Origin of the sequence: Streptomyces sp. NPDC004658 (assembly GCF_040609555.1) — a bacterium.
Classification (GTDB): domain Bacteria; phylum Actinomycetota; class Actinomycetes; order Streptomycetales; family Streptomycetaceae; genus Streptomyces.
In genome coordinates this window covers 1-23,480 of record NZ_JBEXKG010000012.1, presented here as the reverse complement: position 1 = coordinate 23,480, position 23,480 = coordinate 1, and the positions used below count along the sequence as shown (strand labels likewise).

19 protein-coding genes are annotated in these 23,480 nt (G+C 72.3%); 6 read left to right on the top strand and 13 right to left on the bottom strand.

Going from position 1 to position 23,480, the window contains the following annotated elements:
- Positions 1-32: 32 nt before the first annotated feature.
- Genes ABZV94_RS07370 through ABZV94_RS07360 form a run of 3 tightly spaced genes read right to left on the bottom strand, consistent with a single transcriptional unit; the run spans position 33 to position 2,249 of the window.
- The gene (locus tag ABZV94_RS07370) at positions 33-839 is read right to left on the bottom strand and encodes an acetoacetate decarboxylase family protein (protein WP_356338151.1); all 807 of its coding nucleotides are present in this window, start codon (positions 837-839) and stop codon (positions 33-35) included.
- 9 nt (positions 840-848) lie between these two features.
- Complete coding sequence (locus ABZV94_RS07365) at positions 849-2,057, bottom strand: FAD/NAD(P)-binding oxidoreductase (RefSeq protein WP_356338149.1); 1,209 nt, start codon at positions 2,055-2,057, stop codon at positions 849-851.
- A gap of 3 nt (positions 2,058-2,060) precedes the next feature.
- Positions 2,061-2,249, bottom strand: coding sequence for a ferredoxin (locus ABZV94_RS07360; RefSeq protein WP_356338147.1), 189 nt, complete (start codon positions 2,247-2,249; stop codon positions 2,061-2,063).
- Between the two features lie 338 nt (positions 2,250-2,587).
- Between ABZV94_RS07360 and ABZV94_RS07355 the strand changes: the two genes are divergently transcribed.
- Entirely contained in the window at positions 2,588-3,970 is a 1,383-nt protein-coding gene (locus ABZV94_RS07355; RefSeq protein ID WP_356338145.1) for a glutamine synthetase family protein, read from the top strand.
- 35 nt (positions 3,971-4,005) lie between these two features.
- Entirely contained in the window at positions 4,006-5,298 is a 1,293-nt protein-coding gene (locus ABZV94_RS07350; protein WP_356338143.1) for a cytochrome P450, read from the top strand.
- 76 nt (positions 5,299-5,374) lie between these two features.
- On the opposite strand, the gene ABZV94_RS07345 is transcribed toward ABZV94_RS07350, so the two are convergent.
- From ABZV94_RS07345 to ABZV94_RS07335, 3 genes are all read right to left on the bottom strand, one after another.
- A complete protein-coding gene (locus tag ABZV94_RS07345) occupies positions 5,375-6,520 on the bottom strand; it encodes a homoserine O-acetyltransferase (RefSeq protein ID WP_356338141.1) in 1,146 nt (381 codons plus the stop codon).
- Positions 6,521-7,882: a bifunctional o-acetylhomoserine/o-acetylserine sulfhydrylase gene (locus ABZV94_RS07340; protein WP_356338139.1), complete on the bottom strand. Its 1,362-nt coding sequence runs from the start codon at positions 7,880-7,882 to the stop codon at positions 6,521-6,523.
- Positions 7,883-8,182: 300 nt separating this feature from the next.
- Positions 8,183-9,100 (bottom strand): alpha/beta hydrolase, encoded by a 918-nt coding sequence (locus ABZV94_RS07335; RefSeq protein ID WP_356338137.1) that lies wholly within the window; start codon positions 9,098-9,100, stop codon positions 8,183-8,185.
- A 142-nt stretch (positions 9,101-9,242) separates the two neighbouring features.
- Here ABZV94_RS07335 and ABZV94_RS07330 point away from each other — a divergent pair, with 142 nt between their 5' ends.
- From ABZV94_RS07330 to ABZV94_RS07320, 3 genes are all read left to right on the top strand, one after another.
- A complete protein-coding gene (locus tag ABZV94_RS07330) occupies positions 9,243-9,941 on the top strand; it encodes a helix-turn-helix domain-containing protein (RefSeq protein ID WP_356338135.1) in 699 nt (232 codons plus the stop codon).
- Between the two features lie 31 nt (positions 9,942-9,972).
- A complete protein-coding gene (locus tag ABZV94_RS07325; protein ID WP_356338134.1) occupies positions 9,973-10,527 on the top strand; it encodes a DUF3291 domain-containing protein in 555 nt (184 codons plus the stop codon).
- Positions 10,528-10,635: 108 nt separating this feature from the next.
- The gene (locus tag ABZV94_RS07320; protein ID WP_356338132.1) at positions 10,636-13,458 is read left to right on the top strand and encodes a SpoIIE family protein phosphatase; all 2,823 of its coding nucleotides are present in this window, start codon (positions 10,636-10,638) and stop codon (positions 13,456-13,458) included.
- A gap of 39 nt (positions 13,459-13,497) precedes the next feature.
- Here the strand turns inward: ABZV94_RS07320 and ABZV94_RS07315 are convergent, their stop codons facing one another.
- The 7 genes from ABZV94_RS07315 to ABZV94_RS07285 all read right to left on the bottom strand — a co-directional run bounded on the left by ABZV94_RS07315 (position 13,498) and on the right by ABZV94_RS07285 (position 21,770).
- Complete coding sequence (locus tag ABZV94_RS07315; RefSeq protein ID WP_356338130.1) at positions 13,498-14,721, bottom strand: PP2C family protein-serine/threonine phosphatase; 1,224 nt, start codon at positions 14,719-14,721, stop codon at positions 13,498-13,500.
- Positions 14,722-14,960: 239 nt separating this feature from the next.
- Entirely contained in the window at positions 14,961-15,623 is a 663-nt protein-coding gene (locus ABZV94_RS07310) for a GntR family transcriptional regulator (RefSeq protein ID WP_356338128.1), read from the bottom strand.
- 235 nt (positions 15,624-15,858) lie between these two features.
- A complete protein-coding gene (locus tag ABZV94_RS07305; protein ID WP_356338126.1) occupies positions 15,859-17,412 on the bottom strand; it encodes a sugar ABC transporter ATP-binding protein in 1,554 nt (517 codons plus the stop codon).
- Positions 17,409-18,485, bottom strand: coding sequence for an ABC transporter permease (locus ABZV94_RS07300; RefSeq protein ID WP_356338124.1), 1,077 nt, complete (start codon positions 18,483-18,485; stop codon positions 17,409-17,411). Before ABZV94_RS07300 ends, ABZV94_RS07305 begins: the two co-directional genes overlap by 4 nt.
- On the bottom strand, positions 18,482-19,558 hold the full coding sequence (locus tag ABZV94_RS07295; protein ID WP_356338122.1) for an ABC transporter permease: 1,077 nt from the start codon (positions 19,556-19,558) through the stop codon (positions 18,482-18,484). The genes ABZV94_RS07300 and ABZV94_RS07295 overlap by 4 nt, the downstream gene beginning before the upstream one ends.
- On the bottom strand, positions 19,555-20,643 hold the full coding sequence (locus ABZV94_RS07290; RefSeq protein WP_356338120.1) for a mandelate racemase/muconate lactonizing enzyme family protein: 1,089 nt from the start codon (positions 20,641-20,643) through the stop codon (positions 19,555-19,557). Before ABZV94_RS07290 ends, ABZV94_RS07295 begins: the two co-directional genes overlap by 4 nt.
- Positions 20,644-20,678: 35 nt before the next feature.
- Positions 20,679-21,770, bottom strand: coding sequence for a substrate-binding domain-containing protein (locus ABZV94_RS07285; protein WP_356338118.1), 1,092 nt, complete (start codon positions 21,768-21,770; stop codon positions 20,679-20,681).
- 433 nt (positions 21,771-22,203) lie between these two features.
- On the opposite strand from ABZV94_RS07285, the gene ABZV94_RS07280 reads away from it, so the two are divergent.
- Positions 22,204-23,415 (top strand): ROK family transcriptional regulator, encoded by a 1,212-nt coding sequence (locus ABZV94_RS07280; protein ID WP_356338116.1) that lies wholly within the window; start codon positions 22,204-22,206, stop codon positions 23,413-23,415.
- Positions 23,416-23,480 lie beyond the last annotated feature (65 nt).

Sequence of the window (23,480 nt, the reverse complement as noted above, 5' to 3'; positions counted from 1 at the left end):
GGGGTGGGCTCCTGGGTGGGTGCGGTGCGGGATCACTGGGCGCCGGAGGTGTTCGACTCCAGCAGGCGGCCGCCGTCCCAGACCACGCCGACCTGCCGGTAGTAGGCCGCGATCGGCTCGCGGATCTCCAGCCGGGCCAGTTCCTCGGTGGGCGAGTCGAACAGTTCCAGGTCGGCGTCGCCGATCCAGGCCTGCCCGCCCTCGAAGGAGGCGGCGCCGGACTCGATCAGCTCGTCCAGGGCGAGGCCCTTGCCCTTTTCGATGGCGGGCAGCCAGCGGTGGTGCGCCATCGGGTGGCCGTTGACGAAGCCGTTGGTCTCCGACGGCTCGCGCAGCGTGACGACGGCCTGGGCGAGGCGCCGGTCGGCCGCGGCCAGGGTGGCGCCGAAGCGGGCCCCGGCCTCGATGCGGGGGGCCGGCCCGTAGGGGTGCGGGCGGGTCTGGTGGATGGAGCCGAGCTTCTTCGGGTACCCCTGGTGCAGTCCGCGGGCGAGGGCGAAGTCCTTGTCCACCCAGATGTGGACGCAGCGGCTGTAGGTCTGCCCCCTGTACTGGCAGCGGACGACCGCGAAGGCCTCCTTGTACTGGGAGCGCACCGGGTCCAGCAGTTCCTCGCCGGACGCGGCGCAGGACTGCCAGTCGGCCCAGATCAGCGCGACCGCACCCGGGTCGTCGTCGGCGAGTTCGAGGGGCTCGGGGAGCAGTTCCCGCACCCGCGCGGGGTCCGTGCGGTACTCGACGGTGAGCAGGTCACCGGAGTAGTGCCAGGGCGGGGAGGGGATGAGCGAGGAGGCACCCGTCGCCGTCTTGGGGTGGAAGTATCCGCGAACGCTGGTCACTTGGGTTCCTTACGCGGTGAGGGCGGGCTGCTGGAGCAGGTCGGTGCGGTAGCGGGCGGCGGCTGCCGCGGCGCCCGGGCCGCCGAGGGCGACGACACCGACGAGACGGCCGCCGGCGTGGTAGCCGGCCACGACGTCCCCGTCCGGGTCGCCTTCCAGGACGCGGACGTCGTCCTTGCCGAGGGCGGGGGCGCCGAAGGACTGGAGGCGGAAGTCGTGCTGGTCGCTCCAGAAGGTCGGCAGCGGCGCGAACGGCGGGAGTGCGGCGTCGGTGCCGGTGAGGTGGGCGGCGAGGACGCGGGCGGCGTGTTTGGCGGTGTCCGTGGGGATCGACCAGTGCTCGACGCGGCGGGGTACGCCGTCGTAGCGGGCGTTGGGGAAGCGGGCGACGTCGCCGACGGCGACCGCGTCGGGGCGTCCGCCGGCCCGCAGGTGTCCGTCGGTGAGCACGCCGTCGGTCAGGTCGAGGCCGTTGCCGTCGAGCCACTCGGTGTTGGCGAGGGAGCCGACGCATTCGACCACGACGTCCGCGGCGAGGACCGTGCCGTCGGCCAGGACGACTCCGGTGACCCGGTCGTCGCCCGCGAACGCGGTCACCCCGGTGCCGAGGGCGAAGCGGACGCCCCGCTCCTCGTGCCGCCTGAGCAGCGCCTTGGCGAGCAGGTCGCCGAGGGGGCCGACCATGGGCAGGGGCTGCGGGTCGACCACGGTGACCTCGGCGGCGCCCAGGGCCACGGCGGTCGCGGCGACCTCGCAGCCGATGAACCCGGCGCCGACGATCACCACCCGTGCCGCCGGCCGGGTCAGCGCCTCGCGCAGTCCCCGGGCGTCGGCCAGTGTGCGGACCGTGTGCCGCCCGGTGACGGGGCCGGGGCAGCGCAGCCGCCTCGGGCGCATGCCCGTGGCCACGACGAGTCCCCGGTAGGCGAGGGACTCGCCGTCGTCGAGCGTGACGATCCGCCGGTCCAGGTCGGCCGCGACGACCTTGGTGGCCAGCCGCCACCGGACGTCCGCGACGCTGGCCCGGGTCCGGAAGGCGAGTGACTCGAACGGGGCCTTGCCGGCCAGGACCTCCTTGGACAGCGGCGGCCGGTTGTAGGGCATGTGGGGCTCGTCCCCGATGAGGGTGATCGGCCCGTCCCAGCCGGCGGCGCGCAGCTGCTCGGCCGCGCGCAGGCCGGCCATGGACGCGCCGGCCACGACGACGGTCGCGCTCATGGCTCAGTCCTCGATCCGGATGGCCTGGAGGGGGCAGACGTCGGCGGCCTCCTCGACCGCGTCGCGCAGCGCGTCGTCGGGGTCGGGGACGTAGGCCAGGCGGCCGGCGTCGTCGAAGCGGAAGACGTCGGGTGCGGCGAAGACGCACTGGCCGTGGTCCTGGCACTTGTTCATGTCGACGACGACCTTCATGGCCGGTCCTCCTGGTGCTGAGGGGGGCGTCGGGGAGAGGGGGAGAGGGGGCCCGGACCGTGCGGGCCGGGCCCCGGCCAAAGGGGTGCGGATCGCCGCACCCTCAACTCGTTTGGCTTCAAACAACATAGGAACGCGCCGGGCCCTGGTCAATAGCTATCCACATGGATAAATTTCTGCGACAGGACCCTTGCGGGAAGGTGACACCGCTCCCTACCGTTTGGCCTCAAACAACCAGGCGGCCCGCTGCTTCTCCCCACGGGTCCGCGGCCGCCGCCCCCTCCCCTCCCCCAGCGCGCTGAGCTACGGGAGGCGCCCCCTTCCCCAGAGGAGACACGGTGAGCGCATCCGACACCTCACCCGTCCGCCGCCACATGGAGCGGCTGGCCGCCGAGGGCATCGACGTGGTCCGGGTGACCTATCCCGACCTCATCGGCACCGAACGCGCCCGGGACGTCCTGCTCGACCACCTGCCCGCGGCCTGCGACCACGGGCTCGCCTTCTGCCGCGCCGTCTACCACACCAGCCCCCAGGGCGACGTGGTACCGGTCTCCGGGGGCCTGGACGCCGGCCTGCCCGACATCTGCGTCCGCCCCGACCTCGACACCCTCTCCGCCCTGCCGTGGGAGCCCGGAGTCGCCACCTGCCTGGGCGACGTCACCGACCCGGCCACCGGACTCGCCGCCCCGGAGTCCCCCCGCGACCTGCTGCGCACCGTCGTCGACCGGTGCCGCGAACACGGGCTGCGCCCGGTGGTGGGCCCGGAACTGGAGTACTTCCTCTGCGACGCCGCCCCCGGCACCCCCGCCGGCTGGCGCCGCTACGACCAGGCCGCCGGCGTCGTCTACACGGCGGGCCTGCGCGCCGACGAGGACAACCACCTGCTGCGCACCCTGCGCCTGCTGCGCGACATGGGCCTCGGCGTCAGCAGCGGCAACCACGAGTTCGACGGCTCGCAGTTCGAGATCAACCTCACCCACTGCGACGCCGTGACCGCCGCCGACCGCGCCTTCCGCTTCAAGGCGGCGATCAAGGAACTGGCCCGCAGGGAGGGCCGCCTCGCCACCTTCATGGCCAAGCCCTTCAACGGCGTCGGAGGATCGGGCTTCCACCTCCACGTGTCCTGCGTGGACGACCGGGACGACGGGGACGACCGGGACGACGGGGACGCCAACGTGTTCGACGACCCTTCCGCCCCCTACGGCCTCTCCGACACCGCCCGGCACGCCGTGGCCGGCATCCTCACCCACGCCCCGGCGCTGGCCGCGCTGGCCAACCCGACGGTCAACTCCTACAAGCGCTTCGGCCCCGACACCCTCGCGCCCTGGCTGATCGACTGGGGCCTGGACAACCGCAGCGCCATGATCCGCATCCCACCCGAGCGCGGCTCGGGCTCCCGCCTCGAACTGCGCCTCGGCGACGCGAGCGCCAACCCCTACCTGCTGATCGCGGGAACCCTCGCGGCGGCCCTGCTGGGTGTGCTGGCCGGAGAGGAACCACCCGCACCGCTGGAGGGCTACGGCTACGACACCGCGAAGTCCGCCCTGCTGCCCACGGGCCTGCCCGCGGCCCTCGACGCCCTGGAGGCCGACACGGCGCTGGCCGAGGTGCTCGGCAAGGACTTCACCACCTCCTACCTCGCGTACAAGCGCGACGAGGTCGCGCGCTTCCAACGGCACGTCACCGACTGGGAGTTCACCGAGTACGCCTACCACCTGTGACGCCGGCCCACCCGGGACACCGAGGAGCACACCCCATGACCACCACCGCCCGCCCCCTGACCGACGCCGTGCGCGAGCCGCTGCCGCTGGCCGACGTCGACCTGGCGAACCTCGACAACTTCACCGACGGCGTCACCCCCTGGCGCATGTTCCACACCCTGCGCCACGAGGACCCCGTCCACTGGCAGCCCGAGGAGGCGCCCAACTCCGGCTTCTGGGCCGTGACACGGCACGCCGACATCGCCCGCGTCGACCGCGACGCGGAGACCTTCACCTCGACCAGGTTCGTCAACCTCGAAGAGGTCGACGACGACCAGATCAAGAAGCGCGCCTCGATCCTGGAGCTGGACGGGGTCCGCCACCGTGCCCTGCGCAGCCTGCTCCAGCGGCAGTTCGGCGCGAGCGTCATCAACAGCTACGCCGACTTCCTGCGCGGCCTGACAGCGACCACCCTGGACGCCGCCCTGGCCAAGGGCACCTTCGACTTCGTCGAGGAGGTCTCCGCCGACTTCCCCATCAACGTCCTCGCCCGTCTGCTGGACGTGCCCCCGGAGGACAACCAGCAGCTCATCGACTGGGGCAACCGCATCATCGGCAACACCGACCCCGACTACGCGGACGTCCTGCTGCACAGCGAGGAGAGCGAGAAGTACCGCGACCTGCCCTTCCGCTCCCCCGCCTCCCTGGAGGTCTTCGCCTACGGCCGCGAGCTGGCCCGGCAGCGACGCGGCGGCACCGGCACCGACCTGATCTCCAGGCTGGTCAACGAGACGCCGCGCGACGGCGTTCCCCTCTCCGCGCAGGACTTCGACAACTACTTCCTGCTCCTGGTCGTCGCCGGCAACGAGACCACCCGCCACACCATCAGCCACTCCATGCTGGCCCTCATCCAGCACCCCGAACAGCTCGCCCGGCTCCAGGAGGACCCCTCCCTGATCCCGACGGCGGTGGAGGAGTTCCTGCGCTGGGCCTCGCCGGTCTACCACTTCCGCCGCACCGCCACGCGCGATACCGAACTGGGCGGCAAGCGGATCAAGGAGGGCGACAAGGTCGTCATGTGGTTCGCCTCCGGCAACCGCGACGAGGAGGTCTTCGGCAACCCCTACGACTTCGACGTCACCCGGCGGAACAACGACCACATCACGTTCGGCAAGGGAAGCCCCCACCTGTGCCTGGGCAACCTGCTGGCGCGCACGGAGATCCGCATCATGTTCGAGGAACTGATCCCTCGCCTGGCGGACATCAAGCTCGCCGGGGACGTCCCGCGGGTCCGCTCCAACTTCGTCAACGGCATCAAGCAGCTGCCGGTCGAGGTCACCGTGGCCTGAGCCGCGGCGGGCAGGGGGCCGGCCGGCCGCGGTCCCCCGGCCGGTGACCACCCGCCACCGCGGACTCCCCCCCGCCTCACCCCAGCAGCTCGCGGACGAGCGCCGCCACCTGCTCCGCCTCGATGAGGAATCCGTCGTGTCCGTACGGCGACTCCACCACCCTGAGCCCCTCGGCACCCGGGATCAGCGCGGCCAGCTCCGCCTGCTGACGCGGAGGATAGAGACGATCGGAGTCCACGGCGGCAACCAGCGCCGGTGCGGTCACTCGCCGAAGGGCCGAGCGCACGCCACCGCGGCCCCGGCCCACGTCGTGGGCGTTCATCGCCTCGGTCAGCACGACGTAACTCGCCGCGTCGAAACGACGTACCAGCTTGGCCGCGTGGTGGTCGAGATAGGACTCCACCTGGTAGCGGCCACCGCGGTACGGGTCCTCGGTGTCCTGCGGCAGGCGGCCGAAGCGGGCCTGGAGTTCCGGCTCGCTGCGGTAGGTGACATGGGCCAGCCGGCGGGCCAGTCCGAGGCCGGCGTGCGGCCCGCGGCCGGTGTCGTGGTAGTCGCCGCCCTGCCAGTGCGGGTCCGTGCGGATGGCCCGGAGCTGGACGTGGGCCCACGCGATCTGCTCCGCGCTCGCCGCCGCGGTCGTGGCGAGCAGGAGCAGGGCGCCCGTACGCGCCGGACGGGACACCGCCCACTCCAGCGCCCGCATGCCGCCCATCGAGCCTCCGACGACCAGTGCCCACCGGTCGATGCCCAGCGCGTCCGCGAGACCGGCCTCCGCCGCCACCTGGTCGCGCGGGGTCAGGAACGGGAACGCGCCGCCCCAGGACCCACCGCCGTCGGGGCGCCGGGAGGCCGGTCCCGTACTGCCCTGGCAGCCGCCGAGGACGTTCGGCGCCACCACGAACCAGCGGTCGGTGTCCAGCGCCCGGCCCGGACCGACCAGGGCGTCCCACCAGCCGGGCGTCGGATGCCCGGGCCCGGCCGGGCCGGTCACATGGCTGTCACCGGTGAGCGCGTGCAGCACCAGGACGGCGTTCGAGCGGTCCGGCGCGAGTTCCCCCCAGGTCTCGAACGCGAGCCGCACCCCCGGGAGTTCACCGCCCGTCTCCAGCGGCAGCGGCTTCTCGGCGACGTACCACCGGCGCCGGCCGGGCGGGTCCCCTTCCCGCCAGGCCCCGGTCGCCGGCGGTGCCGCCCCCTCGGCAGCGGCGACCGCGTACACCTACGCGCCCTTGGCCGCGCGGAAACCGGCCTCCAGGTCCGCCTTCAGGTCGGCGAGGGACTCGATGCCCACCGACAGCCGCACCAGACCCGGCGCGGTACCCGTCGCCGACTGCTGCGCCTCGTCCAGCTGGCTGTGCGTGGTGGACGCCGGGTGGATGATCAGGCTGCGCACGTCCCCGATGTTGGCGAGGTGGCTGAACAGTTCCACAGCGTCCACGAACCGCTTGCCCGCCTCGACACCCCCGCGCAGTTCGAAGGAGACGATGGCACCGGCGCCGCGCGGCAGGTACCTCTGCCCGGCCTCGTACCACTCGCTGGACGGCAGGCCCGCGTAATGGACCACGGCCACCTCGTCGCGCTGCTCCAGCCACTCCGCGAGCGCCTGGGCGTTGGCCGTGTGCCGCTCGATGCGCAGGCTCAGCGTCTCCACCCCTTGCAGCAGCAGGAACGCGGAGTGCGGGGACAGCGCCGGTCCGAGGTCGCGCAGCAACTGCACCCGCAGCTTGACGGCGTACGCGCCGGGGCCGAGCGCGGGCCAGTACCGCAGACCGTGGTAACTGGGGTCCGGCTCGGTGAAGTCCGGGAACCTGTCGACGTGCGCGCCGAAGTCGAACGTACCGCCGTCGACGACCACGCCCGCGATGGCCGTACCGTGGCCGCCGAGGAACTTGGTCGCGGAGTGCACGACGATGTCCGCGCCGTGCTCCAGCGGCCGCAGCAGGTACGGGGTCGGCACCGTGTTGTCGACGATGAGCGGAACGCCGGCCGCGTGCGCCACGTCGGCCACCGCCCGCACGTCCAGGACATTGCCGCGCGGGTTGCCCAGCGACTCCGCGAACAGCGCCTTGGTGTTCGTCCGGATCGCCGCCCGCCAGGCCTCGGGGTCGTCCGGGTCGTCCACGAACGACACCTCGATGCCGAGCCGGGGCAGCGTGTGGCGGAACAGGTTGTACGTGCCGCCGTACAGGGACGTACTGGAGACGATGTGGTCGCCCGCGCCCGCCAGGGTGAGGATGGCCAGCGTCTCGGCCGCCTGCCCGGAGGACAGCGCCACGGCCGCGACACCGCCCTCCAGCGCGGCGATGCGCTGCTCGAAGACGTCCTGGGTGGGGTTGTGGATCCGGGTGTAGATGTTGCCGGGCTCGGCGAGCGAGAACAGGTCGGCGGCGTGCCGGGTGTCCCGGAACACGAACGACGTGGTCTGGTAGATCGGCGTAGCGCGGGCGCCGGTGGCCGGGTCGGGGACGGCACCGGCATGGACCTGCTTGGTCTCGAAGGACCAGGCCGAGGTGTCGGAGCCGGTCGACGGCTCGTCGGGGGTGTGTCCGGCGGTGACGGAGTCGATGGGCTGGCTGCTCATGGTGCTCCTCGTGCGGGGAGAGCGGCGGGACGTGCCACGAGGTAAGCACGGCCGGACCTGCGGGAACATGGCAGTCCGCCACGCGCAACGAGGACTTCACATACGACATACGCCCGCAAGGCTGCGGTGCCTCGCGCCCTGCCGATCAGGGGACCGGGGAGGCGGGTCCGGTCGCTGTGGCTCGTCGACTCCCGCTCCGCGATCGCCGTCGCGCACGGCTCCGCCCGCCGCTTCGGTCGGCCCTGACGCCTTGTCAACCACCTGGCGGCCGGGCCGGCTCGGCATCTCCCCGAGCCGCCGTCACCTTCCTCCCTCTTCTTCCACTGGAGGGATCTGTGCGCCGTGCCCTTCGCCGCCGCCCCAGAAGGCGAGCAGTGCGGTGACGAGTGCCTCGGGAGCCTCTTCGGCCATGTGGTGTCCGGAGTCGATCGGGGAGCCGTCCAGCCGGCCGGCCGCCCACGGGCGCCAGACGCTCACCACGTCGCCGTAGAGCTCCGCCATGTCGTCGCGCGTCGCCCACAGCACCTGCACCGGGCAGCCGATGCGCCGACCGGCCCACCGGTCGTGGTCGTCGTGCTCCCGGTCGATGCCGAGGCCGGCACGGTAGTCCTCGCACATGGCGTGCACGGTGGCCGGGTCGTGAACGGCCCGGCGGTAGTCGTCGTAGGCTTCGGCCCCCATGTGCTCGGCGGTCGCCTTGTACCAGGCGTCCGGGTCGGCGTTGATGACGCGTTCGGCGGGCTTGTCGGTCTGCCCGAGGAAGAACCAGTGCCACCAGCGGGCGGCGAAGGTCGCGTCACAGCGCCGCAGCGCTTCCCCGAGGGGAACGGCGTCCAGGACGCTGACGGCGGACACGGCTTCCGGGTGGTCGAGGACAAGGCGCGTGGCCACGTACGCACCCCGGTCGTGCCCGACGACGGCGAACCGGTCGTGTCCGAGGCCGCGCATGACCGCCAGGCAGTCGTCCGCCATGGCACGTTTGGAGTACGGGCTGTGCCGCGGGTCGGTCGGGGGCTTGTCGGACTCCCCGTAGCCGCGCAGGTCGGGGCAGACCACCGTGTGACCCGCCGCGGCCAGTAAGGGGGCCACGCGGTGCCAGGTGGCGTGCGTACGCGGGTGCCCGTGCAGCAGCAGGACCGCGGGTCCTCTGCCGCCGTGACGCACCCGCAGCCGGACCCCGTTTCCCTCACGGCGCGTCAAGGTGAAACCGTCGAACATGAAGCCTCCTGTGGCCGGGACCTCACGGCTCCCCCGCCCGGAACGCTTCATGCACCCGCTCCGAGGGCGCCGAGGGCGGGGCACGCGGAGAGGTGTCCTACGAGTTTCTATCTCCAATCTGGATTGTTCCTAGAATGGCCGGGTGAAGGACATCGACTCGATCGCGGTGTTGCAGGATCCGGTGCGGCGCCGCCTGTACGACTACGTGGCGGCGCAGGGTCGCGAGGTCGGCCGCAACGAGGCCGCCGAGGCGGTCGGGGTGGCGCGCACGCTCGCCGCGCACCATCTGGACAAGCTGACCGAGGCCGGGCTGCTGGACTGCGGCAGCCGCCGCCTGACGGGCCGCTCGGGGCCGGGGGCGGGCCGTCCCGCCAAGGTGTACACGCGGGCGCGGGTCGAGCGGTCGGTGTCGCTGCCCGCCCGCGACTACCGCACCGCCGCCGAACTGCTCGCGGAGGCCGCCGAACAGGCGGGACTGGACGCCGGGCTCTGTACGGCCGCCCGTCGCCGGGGTGAGGCCCTGCGCGGCTCGGCGGCGCCCTGCGGCGGCCTGGAAGAGGCCGTGGAGGTGCTGGCCGCCCGCGGCTACGAACCGTACCTGGAGGGCACCGGGAGCGCCGAGGGCGGCGAGGGGACGACCGGGGCTGCCGCACGCGTCGTCCGTATGCACAACTGCCCCTTCCACGCCGTCGCCGAGCGCTTCCCGCCACTCGTCTGCGGCATGAATCTCGCGCTGCTGGAGGGGTTGCTCGGCACGGACGGTCCCGTCCGCGCGCGGATGGACGCCCGGCCGGGTGAGTGCTGCGTCGTGGTCGAGAATTCTAAAAACAACGAAGATTGACATAGAAATGGGGGCGTGCTGGGATGAGGCCATGACCGCATCCGCGCATGCCGCCCACCTCGCCGAGCTCAACATCGCCACGCTCCGACACCCCCTCGACGACCCCCGCATGACGCCGTTCGTCGAGATGCTCGACCCGGTCAACGCCGCCGCCGACCACGCGCCCGGCTTCGTCTGGCGCCTCATGGAGGACGGCGCGTCCGACGCGACGGGCCTGCGCCCGGCGGGCGAGAACGTCATCGTCAACCTGTCCGTGTGGGAGAGCCAGGGGGCGCTGTGGGACTTCACCTACCGCAGCGGGCACCTGGAGGCGATGCGGCGGCGCCGTGAATGGTTCGACCGGCACGTCGAGGCCCACCTGGTGCTCTGGTGGGTCCCCGCCGGTCACCTCCCGACCGTCACCGAGGCCCTGGAGCGGCTGGCGCACCTGCGGGCACACGGCCCGTCCCCGCGGGCGTTCACCTTCACCTCCCCCTACACCGCGGCCGAGGCCGCCCAGCACGTCCGGACGGCGTCGCCGGTGCGGCCCGAGCCGGCGGCCCGGAGCGCCCGGCCGACGCCGGCCGGGGACTCGGCGGCGGTTTAGGTCACCCGAACACGACGACCACCGCAGGGGGTACGCCCTCGGTCCGAAGGCTCACACCGGGCAGCCACACCGAAGCAAACGTCCCATTTGCCCGATTATCCTGAAGTCGTGGAGTCGTACCCCACTCCGTCGAACAGTGATCACGGTGACCGGCGGCCGCCGGTCACCGGAGTGCGCCCGGAGATCCTCGCCTCCTGGCAGCGCTCGCAGTCCCTCGGCATCGACCAGGAGCGGGCGGCCCTGCCGATCGAGAGCGACCTGGATCCCGACTCCCGGCTGATCAGGGCTGCCGAGCCGGTGCTGACCCGCCTGTACGAGCGGTTCTCGGGCGTACCGGTGACCGTGGCGCTGGCCGACTCACGGGCGCACATCGTGGACCGGTGGGGCGACCCGGCGGGCCTGGAACTGATGGACGCCGCCTCCCTCGTGCCCGGCGCCAACGTCGACGAACGGTTCATGGGAACCAGCAGCGTGAGCATGGTGCTGAGCACCAGGGCGCCGTTCGTGGTCGTGGGCCACGAGCACTTCCTGCACGACCTCAAGGAGCTCACCTGCATGGCCGCGCCGGTGCGCGACCCGGTGGGCGGCACCGTGCGCGGCGCGGTCAACCTCTCCGTGCCCCGGGAGCTGGCCGAGCCCGGCATGGCACTGGTCCTCCAGGACGCCACCGAACGCATCTCCGAACGCCTGCTGGAGCTGAGCACGGCCCGCGAGGTGGAGCTCACGCACTCCTTCCGCCGGGCCATGGAGCGCGGCGGGCATGCCGAGCTGGACCTCGCGTCCGGAGAGCTGACCCGGCGCGGCGGACCGCCGCCCCGGCTGGCCCCGCAGGAGCGGATGCTCCTGCTGGAGCGCGCCGTCGAGCTGATCTCCTCGACCGGTGAGGCGTTCGCCCAGGTGCCGCTCGCGGGCAGGCGCGTGGCAGTCCTGCGCCGACGGGAGCTGCACCACGGCGACGCGGAGGGAGCGGCGGTCGAGGTCAGTTTCGCGGACGACGGCGGCACGGGCGCACCGGGTCCGGCCCCCGCGACCGCCTCCGGTGGTCCCGTGCCGCTCCCGGACGGCCCCGCCGGGGCGGCGGGAGCGATCGTTCCCGGCGCGGCGGCGGAACCGCACGCCACCGGGGCGACCGATGCGTGGCTGCTGCTCGTGGGCGAGCCGGGCGTCGGCCGGCTCGCCGCCGAGGCGCGCGGACGGCTGGCCCTGCTGAACGAGGCGGGTGTGCGCCTCGGCACCACCCTGGACCTGTGGCGTACCGCCGAGCAACTGGCGGAGATCGCCGTGCCGCGCTTCGCCGACCTGGTCGTCGTCGACGTGGTCGAGGGCGTCCTCGCGGGCGAGGAGCCACCCCCGGGACCGCTGCGCCCCGGCGTACCGCTGCGCCGGGTGGCCGCCTGGGCCGGCGAGGACTCCCGCGACCTCCCGGACGGCGGGGTGAACGAGCCCGTCGGCTACCCCGCCGGTACGCCCCAGGCCCGGTGCCTTCGGACCGGGCAGCCGGTCACGGACTCGGTGGTGACCGCCGCCCTGGCCGGGCACCCGGCCGGCCGGCTGCACCCCGTCGGCTTTCTCGGCGAGGGCGTGCACTCCTACCTCGGCGCTCCGCTGTCCGCGCGGGGCTCCGTCCTCGGCCTGGCGGGGTTCTACCGCCGCGGCAGGACGAGGCCGTACGAGCAGGACGACCTGACGCTGGCGGGCGAGCTGGCGGCCCGTGCCGCGATCAGCATGGACAACGCCCGCCGCTACCGCCGGGAGCATCACGCCTCCCTCACCCTGCAACGCAGCCTGCTGCCGCATGCCCTCCCCCGGCTGAGCACCGTAGACCTCGCCTCCCGCTATCTGCCCGCGGACGCCAGGTCCGGTGTGGGCGGGGACTGGTTCGACGCGATCCCACTGTCCGGCATGCGCGTGGCGCTGGTCGTGGGTGACGTGCCCGGAAACGGGCTCCAGGCTGCCGCGACCATGGGCCGGCTGCGTACGGCGGTACGGACACTGGCGGGTCTGGACCTCCTGCCCGAGGAGGTGCTGGCCCACCTGGACGACCTGGTCAGCCGTACCCCCGACGAAGGCGCCGGCGAACAGGACCCGGCGACGGGGACGACCTGCCTGTACGCGATCTACGACCCGGTGTCGTGCCGGTGCACGGCCGCGACGGCAGGTCATCCGCCGCCCGCTCTGCTGACGCCGGACGGCGAGGCACGGCTGATCGGCCTCCCGACCGGTCCGCCCCTCGGACTCGGCGGGATCCAGCCGTACGAGTCCGCCACCGTCGGCCTGCCCGCGGGCAGCCTGCTGACGATGTACACCGACGGCCTGCTGAAGGAGAGCCGCGGCTACGAGGACACCGAGGCGCGCACCGCGCAACTGCTGGCCTCGCTGAACCTCGCCGATGGGGAACTGGAGGACACCTGCGACCGGGTCACCGGCGCCCTGCTGCCCAGCGGTCCGTACGACGACGTGGCCCTGCTGCTGGCCCGTGTGCACGCGCTGCCCGAGGACCGGATGGCGTCCTGGGAGCTTCCGTCCGACCCCGCGGCCGTGGCCCGCGCCAGGGCGCTGACCCGTGCTCAGCTCGCCGCCTGGGGCATGTCGGAGCTGGACTTCAACACCGGGCTCGTGGTCAGCGAACTGGTCACCAACGCCGTGCGGTACGGCGGTCAGGGGCCGGTGGGCCTGCGGCTGCTGCGCGACGACTCGCTGATCTGCGAGGTCTCCGACAGCAGCAACACCTCGCCGCGCATCAGACGCGCGGCCACGACCGAGGAGGGCGGGCGCGGCCTGTTCCTCGTCGCGCAGTACACCAAGAGCTGGGGTGCCCGCTACATGCCGCAGGGCAAGACGGTGTGGGCCGAGCAGGTTCCGCAGCCGGAGCAGCCCGCGCCCGAGACGGACGAGCAGGCGCTGCTGGCCATGTTCGACGACCCCGGCTGACCCGCCGGCCTGCACCCGGCCGTGCCGCTGCCGGGCTGTTCACGGGGTGAGTTCCTGCTGGTGGCCGCCGCGCCACTCGGTGAGCAGGACGGTGGCGTCGTCCTCGAATCCGCCGTGGTGGTGTTCCATGAGGGCGGCCATCAGGCGGCGCAGCGTCTCGTGGAGGGTGTGCCGGCCGGAGTGGTGGAGGCGGATGAAGTCGACGAACCGGTCCCGGCCGAACTCCGTCCCGAACCTGTCGCGTGCCTCCACGACGCCGTCGGTGTACAGCAGCAGGCGGTCGCCGGGTTCCAGTTGCTCGGTGGCCATGGTGACCGGCAGGCCGAGACCGGCGCCCATGGGACCGGCCGGCGGGCAGGCCAGTTCGGTGGTCCAGCGGTTGCCGCGGATCAGGAGGGGCAGGTGGTGACCGCGGTTGATCCAGGTGAGCCGACCGCTGTCCATGTCCAGGTCGGCCAGGATGCCGGTGACGAAGCGGCTGGTGCCGAACTGCTCGATCAGGGTCTCGTCCACCAGCCGCGTGGTCTCGGTCAGCGACGCACCCTGACGGCGGGCGTTGCGGCAGGCGGCCACCGCCACGTTCGCGGTGATGCCGGCGGTGGTGTCGTGCCCCATGGCGTCGAAGACGCCCAGGTGGAGGGTGCTGCCGGCCACCGCGTAGTCGAAGGCGTCGCCGCCCACCTGGTAGGCCGGCTCCATCACCGCGCCGACGGTGGCGTCACGGCCCGCGTAGGCGGGCGGCGGGGTGAGGTTCCACTGCATCTCCGCGGCCACGTTCATCGGCTCCGTCCGCACCAGCCGCGCGTAGGAGTCGCTGAAGGACCGCTTGCTCAGCAACAGCAGGGCAGTCATCGACGCCAGATCGCGCAGGGCCCCGCGGACGGACTCCCCGTCGGTGTCGGTGTCGGCCCGCAGCACGCCCAGGCGCTCCACACCGTCGGTGATGGCCACCCACCACCGCCGCCCGCCCGGACGCTCGGACGCCCCTTCCCCTCCGGGCTCGGGAAGCAGTTCCACACGCCGGTAGGCCTGGCCGGGCAGACTGCCCGACACGGTGTACTCCTGACCGCTGCCTCCGGCATCCGGCCCCTGCCCGGTGAGTCGGCGCAGCACCGTCTCCCGGATGTCCACCACGAAGAGGGCCACGTCGTGCATGCCGGCCACGGCGGCGTACTCGGCGATCATTGTCGGAAGCTGTTCGAGCGTAGCCGTGTGACTGGCCTGCATCAGCCGCACCAGCGACGCCGCGCTGCTGTCAGTCACGACCTGTACCCCCTCGCGGGGCAGGCTCGGCCGCACACGCCATCGGCGGACGTGCCGCTTCGCGTCCATCTCGTGGCCCCTCAGGTGTCCTCGCTGACACCCGGGTACCCGCTCCCGGGCGGCACGCGCGGGCCGGCGGAGACAATCCCTCGGAGTTCCGGCGGCTGCCGGCCGCGACGGGCCGCTTGATCGGGGGCGGCGGGCGACCGCAGGCGCCCGGCGACGGCGTGCGACGCCGGTCAGGACGTCCGGGCCTGGCCGAGCTGGCGCTGGAGGCTCCTCGTGAGGTGCTCCGTCATGGCGTCCGCGGCGCGGTCGGGCTTGTGGCGCAGTATCGCGCGTACGACGCGTTCGTGTTCCGCGAGCGTCGGGGCGTCGGCGTTGCCCGCGCTTCTGATGCGGAAGACATGCAGGTGGGAATGGAGCCGCTCCACCGCATCGGCGAGCAGCGGACGTTGTGAGGCCGCCGCGATCGTGTCGTGGAAGCGCTGGTCCAGGGCGGCGAAGCCGCGGTAGTCCGCGTACCGCCCCGCCGGCCCCGGGTGGGTCTGCATCTCCTCCACGAGCCGCTCAAGGGCGTCGAGTTGCTCCTCGGTGGCGTGGGCGGCGGCGAGGGCCGCCGCTCTCGGTTCCAGCAGGAGCCGCATCTCGAAGAGCTGCTCCAGGCCCTCGCGCGTCAGCAGTTCTGTCGCCCGGTACCCGGACAGCGACCTCTTGGTCACGAGCCCGTCGGACTCCAGCCGGGCCAGCGCCTCGCGGACGGGCGTGGGCGAGACGCCCAGAGCGCGCGACAGCGCTTCGATCCCCACGCGGGCACCCGGAGCGATCTCATGGTCCATGACCATGGCTTTGATCTGCTCGTAGACGCTGTCCGAGAGAACCTGGCGCCCGTGCTGTGGCATCCGTTCTCCTGCTCCTGATGCTCCAGGTGGTCGGGACGAACGCAGTTTACCGAGGTGAGGGCGCTGCCCGTCCCCGGGTCGGCCGGGATGCGGGACCGCGGTGCCGGCCTGGCGGCGGGCCCGGCCCACAGGGCCGCCGACGAGGCGCCGCGGTCCCGGTGGCCGCTCACCGCACCCCGTCGGCAGCCGTCGGCGGACGACTCCAACCGCTCCGGGCGAACCCTGACCGCTCGCGTCACGCACGCCGTTCCGCCTCCCCTTCCGCGGTCACCGCCGAACGCGCACGGTCGTGGATGACGCGGATGATCCGGCCGCTCATCCGTTCGTAGTCGCCGTCGTTGTCGACCTCACCGCGGATGCGGTGGCCGGCCATGACGAGGACGCGGTCCGCCAGCGTGATCATCTCGGTGAGGTCGCTGCTGATGAGCAGGATCGGCAGACCTTCACGGGCCAGCTCCCACAGGAGCCGGTGGAAACCGTGCTTGGTGCGCACGTCGACGCCCACGGTCGGTTCGTCGACGATCAGCAGGCGGGTGTCGGCCGCGAGCCACTTCGCCAGGCTCACCTTCTGCTGATTGCCGCCGGACAGCTCACCGGCGTTCTGCTCAAGGCCCGAGAGGCGAATGCCCAGGCGGTCGACCAGGTCCTGTGCCACTGTCCGCTCCTCGGCGGCGGAGACGAACCCCAAGGCCCTGGCCAGCTTCCTCCACACGGTGACCGTGATGTTGCGGTGGATGGGCTGTTCGAGGAAGAGGCCCTCCTCCTTGCGGTTCTCGGTCAGGTAGCCGATGCCGAACTCGTGCAGCGCCTGGCGGGGCGAGGCGATCCGGGCCGGCTTCCCGTGCATCCTGATCTCACCGGCGGTGATCCGGTCCAGGCCCAGTACGGCCTTGACCAGTTCGCTGCGCCCGGCGCCGACGAGGCCGTAGAGGCCGACGATCTCGCCGGGCCGCACCTCCAGGGAGATGTCGCGGTGGCCGCCGGCGGTGCAGACGCCGTCGAGCGCGAGGACCGGGGCGGCCGTACGGTCCGGGGTGCGTGGCCGCATCCCGGTCGCCGTGTGCGCGCGTCCCACCATCAGGTTCACGATGTCGTCGTGGGTGTGACCGGCGAGCGGAGCGGACTCCAGCACGGATCTGCCGTCGCGCAGCACGGTGACGGTGTCGCAGAGCGCGAAGACCTCTTCCAGCTTGTGGCTCACGAAGACGACGCACGTGCCGCGGGCCGTCAGCCGCCGGACGACGCCGAAGAGGCGGTCGGCCTCCTGCGGGGACAGCGAGGCGGTCGGCTCGTCGAGCAACAGCACCCGGCTGTCGGTGTGGAGCGCCTTCGCGATCTCCACCAACTGCTGCTGGGCCACCGACAGTTCCCGCACCGGCCGGAGCGGGTCGAGGTCCAGACCCAGCTCGGCCAGGCAGCGCACGGCGGGCGCGCTCATCGCCCCGCGGTCGACGAACCCGCGACGCGCAGGAGGGCTCTGCAGCGTGATGTTCTCCGCCACCGAGAAGTCGGGGATGAGGTTGCGTTCCTGGTGGACGACGCCGATGCCGGTCCGGGCGGCCTCCAGCGGCGAGCGCAGGCGGACCTGTGCGCCACGCCAGGTGAGCCGGCCGCCGTCGGGTGCGTGCACGCCGGTCAGGACCTTGATGAGGGTGGACTTCCCCGCACCGTTCTCGCCCAGCAGCGCGTGCACGGATCCGGCCGTCAGGCGCAGTCCGACGCCGTCCAGGGCCCGTACTCCGGGGAAGACCTTGACGATCTCCTGGCCTTCGAGAAGGACGTCGCTCATCGCCCGCCTCCCGCGTTCGGCAGGACGGTGCCGGCCGTCGGTCCCCGGCCGGCCGGTGCCGGCGGGGTACGCCCGGGCGCCTTCGCCTTCTTCTCCAGATGCGACTGCCGGACCCGGCCGCCGACCACCGTGCCGAGCACGACCAGCCCGATGAGGAAGTTCACCCAGCTCGGGTCGAGCGAGAACTGGGCGCGGGCGGCGTCGATGAGCCGCATCACGAACGCCGCCAGCACTGTGCCGGAGACCGCGACGGTGCCGCCGCCGAGCCCGACGCCTCCGATGATCGGGGCGGCGAAGCTCGGCAGCAGCCAGTCTCCGCCCACGCTGCGGTTGACGCCGGGCAGTGACGCCGTCGCGGTCACGGCGGCGACGCCGACCAGGAGGCCGGACAGGGTGTGCGCGAGCACGATCTGCCGGTCGGTGGAGATGCCGGACAGCCTCGCCGCCGACGGGTTGCCGCCTGCCGCGAGGAGTCGCCGGCCGGCGGTGGCGCGGTACAGGAACACGGCCAGGAGGGCCGCCGCGGCGAGTGCGGTGAGGAACACCAGCGGGAGGTTCAGCGGAGCGGCCCGGCCGAGGTCCTTCAGGGCCGGCGAATAGCCGTCGACGGTGCGTGTGCCGGCCAGCCGGTACTGCACGCCCAGCAGGATGGTCATCACACCGAGCGTGACGATGAAGCCGTTGATCCGTGTGGTCACGATGAACACACCGGTCACCAGACCGGCCAGCGTCGCCGCGAGGAGTCCGGCCGCCACCGCGACGGGTGCCGGGACACCGCCGTCGGCCATCAGGACGCCCATCAGACAGGCCGTGCAGCCCCCCAGGGCACCGACGGCGAGGTTGAGCTGTCCGACGCACAGGGCGACCATCTGGGCCAGCCCGATCAGGACCGGCGTGGCCAGGTACTGGAGGAAGGTGCGTACCGACGGTCCGTGGAAGAACTCGCCCGACGAGGCGATGCCCAGGGCCAGGTATCCGCCGAGGGTGACGCAGGCCAGCGTCATGGTCGTGGAGCGGGAGAAGCGGCGCAGGGCCGCGCCGGTCCGGGTTCCGTACTCATGGCTCGTGATCATGTGGAGCGCACCACCTTGCGGTAGGACACGACGGCGTGCACCCGGTCGGCCGACAGGGCCAGCAGGAGGACGCAGCCGAGGTAGATGTTCAGGCTCTCCAGGCCGACGCCGAGCAGGTCGAGGCCCTTGCGGATGACCGCGACGAGGGAGGTGCCGAGCAGCGCGCCGAGGACGGAGACGACCCCGCCGGTGAGGAGGGTGCCGCCGAGGACCGCGCCGAGGAACGAGGGGAGCATGAAGTCGTCTCCGATGGACGCGCGGAACGTGCCGGTGCTGACGGCGGCCATGAATCCGGCGAGCGCGGCGAGCAGTCCGGACAGGGTGTGCGCGAGGATCACCCGGCGGCCCGTGGGGATGCCCGACAACTCGGCCGCCGCCGGGTTGGCCCCTGTCAGCAGCAGCTCCCGGCCCAGGCGGGTGCTGGTGTACAGGAATCCCAGGCCGACCAGTGCCAGCACCGTGAACTGCGCCAGCTGCGGCACGGCCGGGGATCCGCAGACGCGGCCGACGCAGATGTCGGCGAGTGAGGTGGAGCGCAGGTCCAGCAGTCCGTTCGGCCGCGTGGTGAAGGCCGCGTTCTCGGTCAGCGCCGAGTAGAGCAGGGAGACCAGTCCCATCAGCGCGAAGTCCATGGCCAGGGTGACCACGAACGAGCTGACTCCGGTGCGGGCGATGATCCAGCCCGTCAGGCAGCCGATGGCGGCCCCGGCGAACAGGCAGACCAGCAGGCCGAGTTGCAGCGGAAGATGCAGCCGGTCGTAGCCAAGGCCGGCGAAGAGGGCGCCGAAGGCCGCCATCCGGCCGACGGCGAGGTTCATGTGCCCGACGGAGAGGACGGCCGTCTGGGCGAGCGCCACCACGGTCAGCGTGGAGATGTCCCGCAGCAGGGGGAACAGCACGAGCCGCTGGTCGAGGAATGCCGGCCGCAGGACGCCGAACAGTGCGGCGAGGGCGACGGTGAGCACCAGGAGACCGAGCCGCTGGTCCACCCAGAACGGCAGCCGCTGCCGGGGGCGCCGTGCGCCGCCCGTTCCGTCGGCCTCGTGCTCCGGTGCCGTGACGGGTGTGTTCATGCCACCCTCCTGTCGTCGACGGCGTCCATGTCCCAGTCGATCCCGATACCCGGCACGTCCGGTGCCACCGCCATTCCGTCACGGACCGTCAGCTCGGTGCGGGTCACCGCCCGCAGCTGCGGGATGTACTCGACGAACGTGCCGTTGGGCACCGCGGCGGCCAGGCTGACGTGCAGTTCCATCAGGAAGTGCGGGCAGACCATGGCGTTGTGGCTCTCCGCCGTGTGGGCCACCTTCAGCCACGGCGTGATGCCGCCGACGCGCGCGGCGTCGACCTGCACGACAGAGGCGGCGCCCGACTCCAGGTACGTGCGGAACTGCATGGCGGAGTACAGGGATTCACCGACAGCGACGGGGATTCTCGTCGCGGCCGCCAGGCGGGCGTGTCCGCTGACGTCGTCGGCCGGAAGAGGCTCCTCCAGCCAATATGGCCCGTAGGGTTCGAGGGCAGCGGCCAGGTGGAGGGCCGAGGACACGGTCTGCGACTGGTTGGCGTCGGTCATGATGTGCATCGACGGGCCGACCGCCTCGCGGACGGCGCGCAGCCGCTCGGCGTCCTCGGCCGCGTGCGGCTTGCCCACCTTGATCTTGACGCCCGCCCATCCGGCCCGCTGGGCCTCGCGCGCCGATCGGACCAGGTCGTCGGTGCTCAGGTGGAGCCAGCCGCCCTCGGTGTCGTAGAGGGGGACCTCCTGGCGGTGACCGCCGGCCAGCCGCCACAGCGGTTCACCGGCGCGCTTGCACCGCAGGTCCCACAGGGCGGTGTCCACGGCCGCGAGGGCCAGGGAGGTGATGGCCCCGGTGGTGGTGGCCCGGGTCGCGGCGAACAGCCGCTGCCACAACGCCTCGACGTTACGGGCGTCCGCTCCGGCGAGGAGGGGCAGCAGGTGGTCCCGGAGCAGGGCGAGGACGGACGATCCGCCGGTGCCGATCGTGTAGGCGTAGCCGGTTCCCCGCAGTCCGTCCGCGGTGGTGATCTCGACGAGGATGGTCTCCTGCTTGACGAAGGCCTGCACGGCGTCCGTGCGGTCCTTCTCCACCGCGATGTCGGCGAGCAGCGCGGTGGCGGTCGTGATGGTGGTCATCGGGCGAGGTCCGCTTTCCGTAGGGCCGTCGGTGGTCACTCGCAGACGAGGAACGTGTCCGCGAACTCCTTCTTGAGCTGCTCGGTCTTCGCCTTCCTGGCCGAGTCGTAGGTGTCCGCGTTCGCCTTCGTGACGACGAACGAACCGGAGTCGATGGTCTGGCCCGGGTGGCGCATGGTGCACTGCCTGGTCTGCAGCAGTGCCAGCGCCCAGGTCCCTACCTCGGCCTGTCCCACGGGGTTCTGGACGACGGTCGCGGCGACGGAGCCGTCCTTGATCGCGCCGAGGATCCTGGCGTCGTCGTCGATGGCGACGACCTTGGCCGCGGACCCGGAGCTCCTGACCGCGTCGGCGGCGGCGACGGCGGGGTTGTAGGCGGTGGTGACGATGCCCTGGATCCGGTTGCCCTTGGCCGCGAGAAGGTCGGAGACCGCCTTCTGCGCGGTCTGCAGGTCCTTGTCGACGTCCGTGATGGTCTGCAGCAGCCTGACCTTGCCTCCGGACTCCTTCACCGCCTTGGCCACGCCTTTGATGCGCAGTTGGGTGTTGGCGTCCACGTTGTTGCCGGTGAGGTGGACGAGCGTGCCCTTGCCGCCCATCGCGTCGATCGCGGCCTCGGCCGCCTTGTACGCGGCGACCTCCACGTCCGTGGACAGGCAGAAGTCGGCCTTGTCGGTGGGGCCGGCCGGGCAGGAGGCGAGCGAGGCCACGGCGAAGCCCTGGGATCTGAGGTCCGCGAAGGTGGTGTTGATGTCGGTGGGCGAGACGCCGAAGATGCCGAACGCGTTGTATCCGCGGGCCGCCAGGGTGGAGACCAGGTTGTCCTGCTTCTGCTGGTCCCACTCGGAGGTCTCGTCGAAGGTCACGTCCCCGAGGCCGTACTCCTTCTTCGCGGCGGCGCCCGCCTCCTTCCACGGCTGGAAGTAGGGGTGGGCGCCGCCGGGCACGAGGGCCACCTTGACGCCCGACCCGTCGGCCAACTCGGCCGTTCCCGTGCCGGCCTTGCCGGATGCGACGGCCTGGGTGCCGGACTCGGCACCGGAGTTCTTGATGGTGCAGGCCGCCGGGGCCGCCATGAGCACGGCGGCGGCAAGCCCTGAGAGGACGGAACGGGTCGGGGGACGCATCTCCACCACTCCCCAGAATCAAATAGGAAATCGGTAGGGGCGATGCTTGGTCACCCGGAGCTGCCCGTCAACCCCCCGGACGGCACGATCGATGCGAGCCGCCCGGCACTGCCTGCTCTTCCCCCTTCTCAGCTGGGAGTTAGGCATGACGAGGGGAGGTGGTGGATCGGACTTGCGGTGGCCGACCGATTGACTGTCGTCACATCAGACGGATCAAAACCCTATAGGAACGAGGACGTTCGGTGCTGGCCCTCGACCGTGCCGGGAACGGCCGAGATACCGCCGGTATCGCAAGAGCACAACCTTGAATCCACTGTCAACATCCGTACACGGCTTACCGTTTCACAGGCGTGAGGCACCCTCAGTAAGCACTTCCGAAGAAGTATGGTTTTTTCATTGACAGCGGAAAAGAGTGACGCCTAGGTTTCCGGCCATGCGCCCGACCTCTCCCCGTGAGTCGGTCCCCACCATGACTCCGGCCGCTTCCCTGGTCTTCACCACGCTGCTCTCCCACGGCCCGCTCACCCGGGCCGAGGTCGCGCGGCGGACCAGCCTCTCCGCAGCCGCCGTCACCAAGGCGGTCCGTCCGCTGATGGAACTCGGCTACCTGGTCGAGGGCGTGGACGAAGCGGCGCCGCCCGCGCTGGGACGCCCGGCCAGCCTCGTGTGGGTGGACGGCGGGAGGGCGCTGTTCATCGGGATCAAGGTGACGGGCGACGAGATCATCGCCGTACTGGCCGACCTGTGCTGCCGTATCCGCATGTCCCGGCACGTCCCGCTCACGGGCCGCGAGCCGGAGGCGGTGCTCCCCGCCGTCACCGCGCTGGTACAGGAGTTGCTCACCGAGGCCGTCGGATTCGGCGTGCGGGTGCGGGGGCTGGGCATCGCGATCTCGGGGGACGTGGACCGGGCCGAGGGTGTGGTCCGCTACTCGCCCTTCCTTGAGTGGCGAGACGTACCGCTCGCCGAACTCGCCGCCGCCGCGACCGGGTTGCCGGTCACGGTCGACAACGACGTGCGGGCGCTCACGGTCGCCGAGCACTGGTTCGGGGCCGGAGTCGGACTCTCCCACTTCGCCCTGGTGACCGTGGGCGCCGGCATCGGCTGCGGCCTGGTGGTGCACGGACGGGTGGTGTCGGGCGCGCACGGCGTGGCCGGCGAGATCGGGCATCTCTCCCTCGACCCCCTCGGCCCGCCGTGCCACTGCGGCAACCGGGGATGCGTGGAGGCGATCGCTGCGGACCCCGCGATACTCCGCGCGGTGCGCGCTGCGACCGGCAGGCAGGTCGCCGACATCGCCGCGGCACTGGATCTGGCCCACCGCGAGGACCCCGGGGCCCGAGCGGTGTACGCACGGGCCGGGGAAGCCATCGGAAAGGCGATCGGCTCCCTGGCGAACATCCTGGGCCCCGAGCGGGTGATCATCTCCGGGGAGGGCCTGGCCGCGTACGACCTCTTCGCCGAGGGCATCCGGGACGCGTTCGCCGCGTCCGCTTTCGGTGCCGCTGCGCGGTGCGACGTGGTGACGCGCCCTCTCCCCTTCGAGGAGTGGGCACGCGGGGCCGCGGCCACCGCGATCCAGTCCTTCATGGGATCGGACACGTATGAGGAGCAGCCCATGACACTGCAGAGCCGCAGCCCGTAGAGCCCCGACGCGTCCGGCCGCCGAACGGCCCCGGGCGCCGGCCTGTTCCGGGGCCCGGCCCCGCC